Here is a 6,613-nt window from a genome sequence, read left to right on the forward strand (position 1 = left end):
CCTCCAGCCCGCCCTCCCCCACAAGCATCGGCAGCAGCGTCTCCGCCGCGGCGCGCACCGCCGGCTGGTCGTGCTGCGGCACCGCCGTCTCCAGCCAGCGCCGGAAGCCGGGGATCGGCGACAGGGTCGAGAAGGTGGTCAGTCCGGGCAAGGTCTGCTGCAGATCGGCCACCACCTGCTTCAGCAGGAAGCTGCCGAAGGAGATGCCGCGCAGCCCCTTCTGGGTGTTGGTGATGGAGTAGAAGATCGCCGTGTCCGCCGCTGCGGCATCGCCGATCGGCGCATTCGGGTCGAGCAGCGGCGCAACCTCGCCCGCCAGGCCCCGCACCAGCGCGACCTGGACGAAGATCACCGGCTCGTTCGGCAGCGCCGGGTGGAAGAAGGCATAGCAGCGGCGATCCTCGGCCAGCCGCCGGCGCAGGAACTCCCAGCCGGGGATGGCGTGCACCGCCTCATACTGGATCAGCTTCTCCAGGATGATCGCCGGCGTCTCCCAGGTGATGCGGCGCAGTTCCAGGAACCCGCCGGAGAACCAGGAGGTCAGGACATGCTTCAGATCGGCATCCACGGTCCGCAACTCCGGTTTTTCATCGGCGAGGTCGAGCAGGTCGGCGCGCAGGCCTATCACGAACTCGGTACCCTCCGGCAGCATGTTGATCCGGCGCAGCAGCTCCCGCCGCGGCGGCTCCGCCGCCTCGGCCAGGGCCAGCGCCGCATCCGCGTTCGGCGTCGCGATGAAGGCCTGCGCGGCCGCCGTGATGGTGGCATGGTCGGGCCCGAATTCCCGGGCCAGCATGGCGAAGAAGGCTTCGCGGCCGGCTTCGTCCAGCCGGCGGTACAGCGCCACCAGCTCGCGCGCCAGGGCGATGCCGGAGGCCTCGCCGCGCTCTGACAGCAGCGCCCGGCAGATGCCGGGCAAATCGTCCGGCAAGCTGCGGTCGCGGCCGAAGGCGAACAGCTCCAGGCCGCGATCGGCGATCGAGTTGATCAGGTCGGTGATCTGCATGGCGCCCCAGTGTCGGTCCGACGGGTCGCTCCAGGCTAAGGCGGTTCGGGGCGGCCGGACAATCGCTGCGGCGTCGCGGCACGCATGCCCCGGCGCGTGGGCCGGGACAGGCGCCTGATGTCATGGCATCGTCACATGATGCGGGCGGCCGCGTGATCCGGCCCGCCCTGCTGCCCGTACCGGAACAAGCCCCGGCCACCCGGCCCGGCCATGCGAGAGGACCCATGGGTTTCGGATCGATCCTGTCGGCACCATCCCGGCGCACCATTCTCAGCGGCGGCATGGCGATGGCCGCCGCCCTCGCCATGCCCGCTCGGCTGCTGGCGGCGCCGGGCAGTCACGACATCGCCTTCCGGGTGTTCCGCGGCGATGACGACATCGGCACCCATCATGTCGACTTCACCCGGGCCGGCGACCGGCTGGAGGTGCGGGTCGCGGTCGACCTCGTCGTCACCTTCGCCAGCATCCCGGTGTTCCGCTTCACCCACCGCAACCACGAGACCTGGCAGGGCGGCCGGCTGGTGGCGATCGAGACCACCACCGACGATGACGGCAAGCCCTATGTCGTGCACGGCGTCCGGGTCGGGACTGTGTTCCGCATCCGCTCCACCTTCGGCGACTACGACGCCCCCGGCGACATCATCCCGTCGAGCTATTGGGACCCGCGCATGATCGGGCAGAGCCAGCTGCTGGACACCCGCAGCGGCAAGCTGCTGCCCAGCGCCACCAGCCGCCTGGGGGTGGAGACGGTGCAGACCCCGTCGGGCCCGGTGCAGGCAACGCGCTACCATCTCAGTGGCGAGATCACGCTCGACATCTGGTACGGCCCTGCCGGCGACTGGGTAAAGCTGGACTTCACCGCCCGAGGCAGCCAGGTGACCTATCGGCTGGAGAGCAATTCCGCATGACCCAGCCCTCCCAAGGCATCGCCTGGATCACCGGCGCGTCGTCCGGCATCGGCCGGGCGACCGCGCTGCGCCTGGCCCGCGACGGCTGGCGCGTCGCCTGCACCGCCCGCCGCGCCGATGTGCTGCAGGCGCTGGCGGCGGAGGGCGGCGGCCGGCTGCTGCCTTACCCGGCCGACGTGACCGATGCCGATTCTGTCCGGGCCATTGTCGGCCGGATCCAGGCCGAACACGGCCCGATCGCGCTCGCCATCCTGTCCGCCGGCGGCTACGAGGCCGATTCCACCGGAGGCTTGGACCTCGCCGACTTTCGCCGGACCACCGAGCTGAACCTGCTGGGCACCGCCGCCTGCATCGCGGCGCTGCTGCCGGACTGGCGCGCCCGGCGGCAGGGCCATCTCGCCGTGATCTCCTCCGTCGCCGGATATGTCGGCCTGCCCGACGCGGTGTCCTACAGCGCCACCAAGGCCGCGCTGATCGCGATGTGCGAGTCGCTGCGGTTCGATTTCCGCCGGTTGGGGCTGGTGATCCAGCTGGTCAGCCCCGGCTTCGTCAAGACGCCGCTGACCGACCGCAACCGCTTCCCGATGCCGTTCCTGATCTCGGCCGAAGACGCCGCCGACCGCATCGTCGCCGGGCTGGCGCGGGGCGGCTTCGAGATCGCCTTCCCGCGCCGGATGGCCTGGTCGCTGAAGCTGCTGCGCGCCCTGCCCTACGCCCTGTATTTCCCGCTGGTGTCGCGTTTCACCGGCAAGTGAGGCTTGGCATGAAGGTCAAATTCCGCTGCGATCCGGCGCTCGCCGACATCCTGCCTCGGCCGGAGCTGGCCCGCCATACGCTGCCGGGCTGGCTGCGCAGCATGCCGGCGACGGCCGCGTCGGACCTGCACGGCCAGGATATCCGCACGGTCAAGCAATGCCCGCCCTTCATCGATGCGATGAGCACCGGCTTCATGATCCGGCTGCCCTGCGACGTGCATGTCGACAACGGCGTGCTGTCCTGGGACTGGCAGGCGCCCTGGCCCGACACGCCGGGCCACCCGCGCTCGCCGCTCAGCTTCCACGCACCGGCCCAGGTCACTGGCACACCGCTGGACCAGGGGCGGATGATCGTCAAGTTCAACAGCTTCTGGACCATCGAGCTGGAAGACGGCTGGTCGCTGCTGGCCATGCATCCGGCGAACCGGGAGGACCTGCCGTTCCGCCTGCTGACCGGCCTGGTCGATGCCGACCGCTTCACCGATGTCGGCATCTTCTTCCCGGCGCTGTGGACCGACCCCGCCTTCGCCGGCACGCTGCCGGCCGGGACGCCTGTGGCGCAGTGCATCCCGGTCCGGCGCGAGGCCCTGGATCTCGAATTCTCGCCCTTCACACTGGAGCAGGCGACGGCCTACCGGCAGACCGGCGACGCGATCCTGGACCGCCCCGGCGTCTACCGCCGCCGCTATCGTGCCGGCAAAGGCTGATGCCAGCCTGCGTGGCGCGCATTTCTCCCCACCCGATTTTCTTTCATTTATCCGACAAATAATGGATTTCGCGACGACGCGACAGGCAACCTTGAACTGTACGGCGTATAGGCTGATTATCCCCTCTCTAAGAAAAATAAGGTTACAGTCTTAATATCGTGGCATAAAATTTCATTGACATGGAAGGGGAAACCAATGTCAGCGCTAAGTTTCGATAAGGCTATTCGGAAAGTATTTCCATCCGTCTCAAGCTTAAGTTTCAACCCTGCGTTTAAGATTGCGATGAATTCATTTGATATATTTCCGAAAATTATGTTTAAAGAAATTAGAAAAATTCCACCAAATCATTTACGCGTCCGCGTCGGTGTTTCTGGCAGACTATTTCACAATCATATACATTATCTGACTGCGGCGAAGAATTTCTGGCTCTATTGGATGGAAAGAGAAGCTATAAAGCTGGACTCAACAATTCTGGACATCGGCTGCGGCTGCGGCCGATTCGCCCATCACATCCGGGATTTTCGCTTCAAGGATAAGGATTTTCGAGGAACCTATATTGGCGTCGACATTGATGACGAGGCTCTTGAATGGTGCCGGCAGAATTTTGATAAAGAGAGATTCCGGTTTCTTCTATCCACCGACAAAAGTGTCTCGTACCGGCAGGATTCGAGCGAAACCAACCCCTATCAACTGCCGGAGCCCGAAAGCAGCGTAAATTTCGTATTCTCAACATCTCTTTTCACCCATCTGCTTGAGCCTGAGCTCGTCAACTATCTGAAGGAGAGCCATCGTCTGCTGAAGCCGGGCGGCATCGCGGCGCATTACCATTTTTCACTGGATTATCCGCCGCCTACTCTGGGAACGCGCCACACGTTCAGTCATCAGATGGGCAATTCGCATGTGGAATCGCTGCAGCAGCCGGAGGCAGCTGTTGCCTATCGTCAGGATTTTCTTTTCGACCTTTGCCGACGCATAGGCTTCAGCTCCTGCGAAATTGTCCACGTCAAGGGCGACTGGCAGCCAATGCTTGTCTGCATCAGATAGGCTTGGTCTCATCGGGGTGCCGCGCCAATGGCACCCCACCTGCCCCACCCGGGACCACACCGCTCGGCCGGGGCCTCTGAATCATCGTTCGGGCTTTTTTGTGTCGCACGCCGCCAGATCGGTCTTCATGGCCACGGGATCGAGCCAGATCTTGCCGGTCCTGGCGGCGGCGAGAGCCTGGACGATGATGCCGATGCTGTCGGCGTCCAGGCCATAGGCCCGGCGGTAAGACCGGAGGGCCCCCGGCAGGTCGCCGCTTTCCTGCAGCGACACACCCCGGTTGGCGATGGCGGGCACCCAGTCGGGGCGCAGTCCGACCGCCCGGTCGAACGCCGCCGCCGCGGCCGGGTGGTCCAGCAGGTCCTGCAGCACGAGCCCGAGGGTGAACCAGGCGTCGGCGGCCTCCGGCTGCTTCGCCACGGCACGCTGCAGGGCGTCGCGGGCGGCGGCGAGATCGCCGGCCTCGGCCAGGCATCGCCCCAGGTGATAGGACGGGCCCACGGCGGCCGGGTCGAGCTGCTCGGCCAGCCCGAACGATCGCAGCGCCGCCTCGGTCTGGCCGAGGCCGTCGAGGCTGCGCGCCTCGCCCAACCGGGCCAGTGCCGATTGCGGCGCGAGGAGCAGGGCCTTGGCGAAGGCGCCATGCGCTTCCTGCCAGCGTTCGGCCTTGAGCAGGAAGCGCCCGAGTTCGGTCCAGCCCTCCGGGTCGTCAGCATGGCGAGCGACCAGGCGCGTGAGGTGGTCCTCGGCCTTCGGCGCGTCGAGGTCGACCAGCAGCGAGCCCAGCAGCGGGTCGAGGTCGCGATGGTCCGGCGCCGACCCCAGGGCCTGCGCCGCGGCGACGACGGCTTCGGGCACGCGACCGAGCGCTCGCAGCGCCCGGGCCGCGACCAGTGAGGCGCCGGCATGGGCACGGGCCGTCGCCAGGCATCGGCGCGCCTGCTGCAATGCTTCGTCGAAAGCCGAGCGTTGCAGCAGCACGACGGACAGCAGGTACTGGCCGCCGGGATGGTCCGGCTCGTGCCGGAGGAAGGCGCGGCAGGCGGCCTCCGCCTCGGCGAACGCGCCCCGCCGCACCTGGTCGGCGATGGCGGCGAGATCGGGCGTCTGTGTCATGTCGAGGGCACCTGGGGTGCGGCGATCCCGGTTTCGATCCGCTGGCGGATGGCCGCCTGCTTCGCGCGAGTCAGCGGATAGCGCCACATCAAGGCCACCGCCGCCAGCTTGAATGCCACCGGCACGGCGCCGTACAGCAGGGCCAAGGCCCCATCGCCGGCCCCATCCGGCGCGCCGGAGACGAAACCCGCGGCATCGAGGATCGGAAAGGCGAAGCCGACCGCCGCCGCCAGTGCCAGCTTGGTCGCCATGCTCCACAGGGCGAAGAACAGCCCGGTGCGCTGCGGGCCGCCTTCGACCGTGTCGACATCGACCACATCGGCCTGCATCGAGGGCGGCAGCACCAGGTCGGCGCCGAGGAACAGGCCGCTGAGCACGAGGATGGCGGTGAAGGGCACCAGCTGGCCGGGGCCGAGCAGCGGTACCCACAGGAACACGGCGCAATTCGCCAGCATCGCCCCGCACCACAGCCGGTGCTTGTCGACCCGACGGGCGATGACGAGCCAGAGCGGGATGGCACAGACCCCGACGCCGAAATAGAGCAGCAGCAGCGGCCCGGCCCAGGCGGGCGCCCGCAGCACGTCGCCGACGAACAGCAGGAACAGCGTCGCCGGCAGGCTGTTCGCGACGCCGTTCAGCAGGTACGCGACGATCAGCCGGCGGAACGGCGCGTTGCCGGCCAGCAGGCGCAGGCCCCGCCCCAGCCCGGGCGGCGGAGCGCCGATGCGGGCTTGGCGCGGCTCGGGAACGGCCAGGACGAAAACCAGGACCGATAGCGGCAGCAGCACGGCCAGCGCCAGCGCCAGCAGGCGCAGCGCCGCCGCCGTCTGGCCGTCCAGCCCGGCCAGGGCCGGCAGTCCCAGCGCCGCCAGCGTTCCGAGCAGGATGGCGCCTTCGCGGAAGCCGGTGATGCGGTTGCGCTCGTGATAGTCGCCGGACAGCTTGGCCCCCAGCGCGTACATCGGCAGGATCATCAGGGTCCAGCCGAGATGCAGCGCCAGGCTCCAGGCCAGCAGATGCGCGCCGCCGGCGCCCGGGCCGGGCACCAGCAGGAACCAGATCGCCGCCATGGTCAGC

General features: G+C 67.7%; 7 protein-coding genes. 4 read left to right on the forward strand and 3 right to left on the reverse strand.

All coding sequences use genetic code 11. The features are described 5' to 3' along the window. Positions 1-1,006, reverse strand: a 1,006-nt coding sequence (locus tag AC3XYG_RS05955) for a malonyl-CoA decarboxylase domain-containing protein (RefSeq protein ID WP_489138894.1), incomplete at its 3' end; no start/stop codon positions are given. A 224-nt stretch (positions 1,007-1,230) separates the two neighbouring features. Between AC3XYG_RS05955 and AC3XYG_RS05960 the strand changes: the two genes are divergently transcribed. The 4 genes from AC3XYG_RS05960 (at position 1,231) to AC3XYG_RS05975 (ending at position 4,420) form a co-directional block, all read left to right on the forward strand. Continuing rightward, complete coding sequence (locus tag AC3XYG_RS05960) at positions 1,231-1,914, forward strand: DUF6134 family protein (RefSeq protein ID WP_489138895.1); 684 nt, start codon at positions 1,231-1,233, stop codon at positions 1,912-1,914. Continuing rightward, complete coding sequence (locus AC3XYG_RS05965; RefSeq protein ID WP_489138896.1) at positions 1,911-2,669, forward strand: SDR family NAD(P)-dependent oxidoreductase; 759 nt, start codon at positions 1,911-1,913, stop codon at positions 2,667-2,669. Before AC3XYG_RS05960 ends, AC3XYG_RS05965 begins: the two co-directional genes overlap by 4 nt. A gap of 8 nt (positions 2,670-2,677) precedes the next feature. After that, positions 2,678-3,376: a hypothetical protein gene (locus AC3XYG_RS05970; RefSeq protein ID WP_489138897.1), complete on the forward strand. Its 699-nt coding sequence runs from the start codon at positions 2,678-2,680 to the stop codon at positions 3,374-3,376. A 282-nt stretch (positions 3,377-3,658) separates the two neighbouring features. Further along, complete coding sequence (locus AC3XYG_RS05975) at positions 3,659-4,420, forward strand: class I SAM-dependent methyltransferase (protein ID WP_489138898.1); 762 nt, start codon at positions 3,659-3,661, stop codon at positions 4,418-4,420. An 81-nt stretch (positions 4,421-4,501) separates the two neighbouring features. Here the strand turns inward: AC3XYG_RS05975 and AC3XYG_RS05980 are convergent, their stop codons facing one another. Both AC3XYG_RS05980 and AC3XYG_RS05985 read right to left on the reverse strand, forming a co-directional pair. After that, positions 4,502-5,536 (reverse strand): tetratricopeptide repeat protein, encoded by a 1,035-nt coding sequence (locus AC3XYG_RS05980; RefSeq protein WP_489138899.1) that lies wholly within the window; start codon positions 5,534-5,536, stop codon positions 4,502-4,504. Next, positions 5,533-6,613 (reverse strand): MFS transporter (locus tag AC3XYG_RS05985; RefSeq protein ID WP_489138900.1); only part of this gene is annotated, 1,081 nt, incomplete at its 5' end. The genes AC3XYG_RS05985 and AC3XYG_RS05980, both read right to left, overlap by 4 nt.

Source organism: Inquilinus sp. (assembly GCF_057815775.1).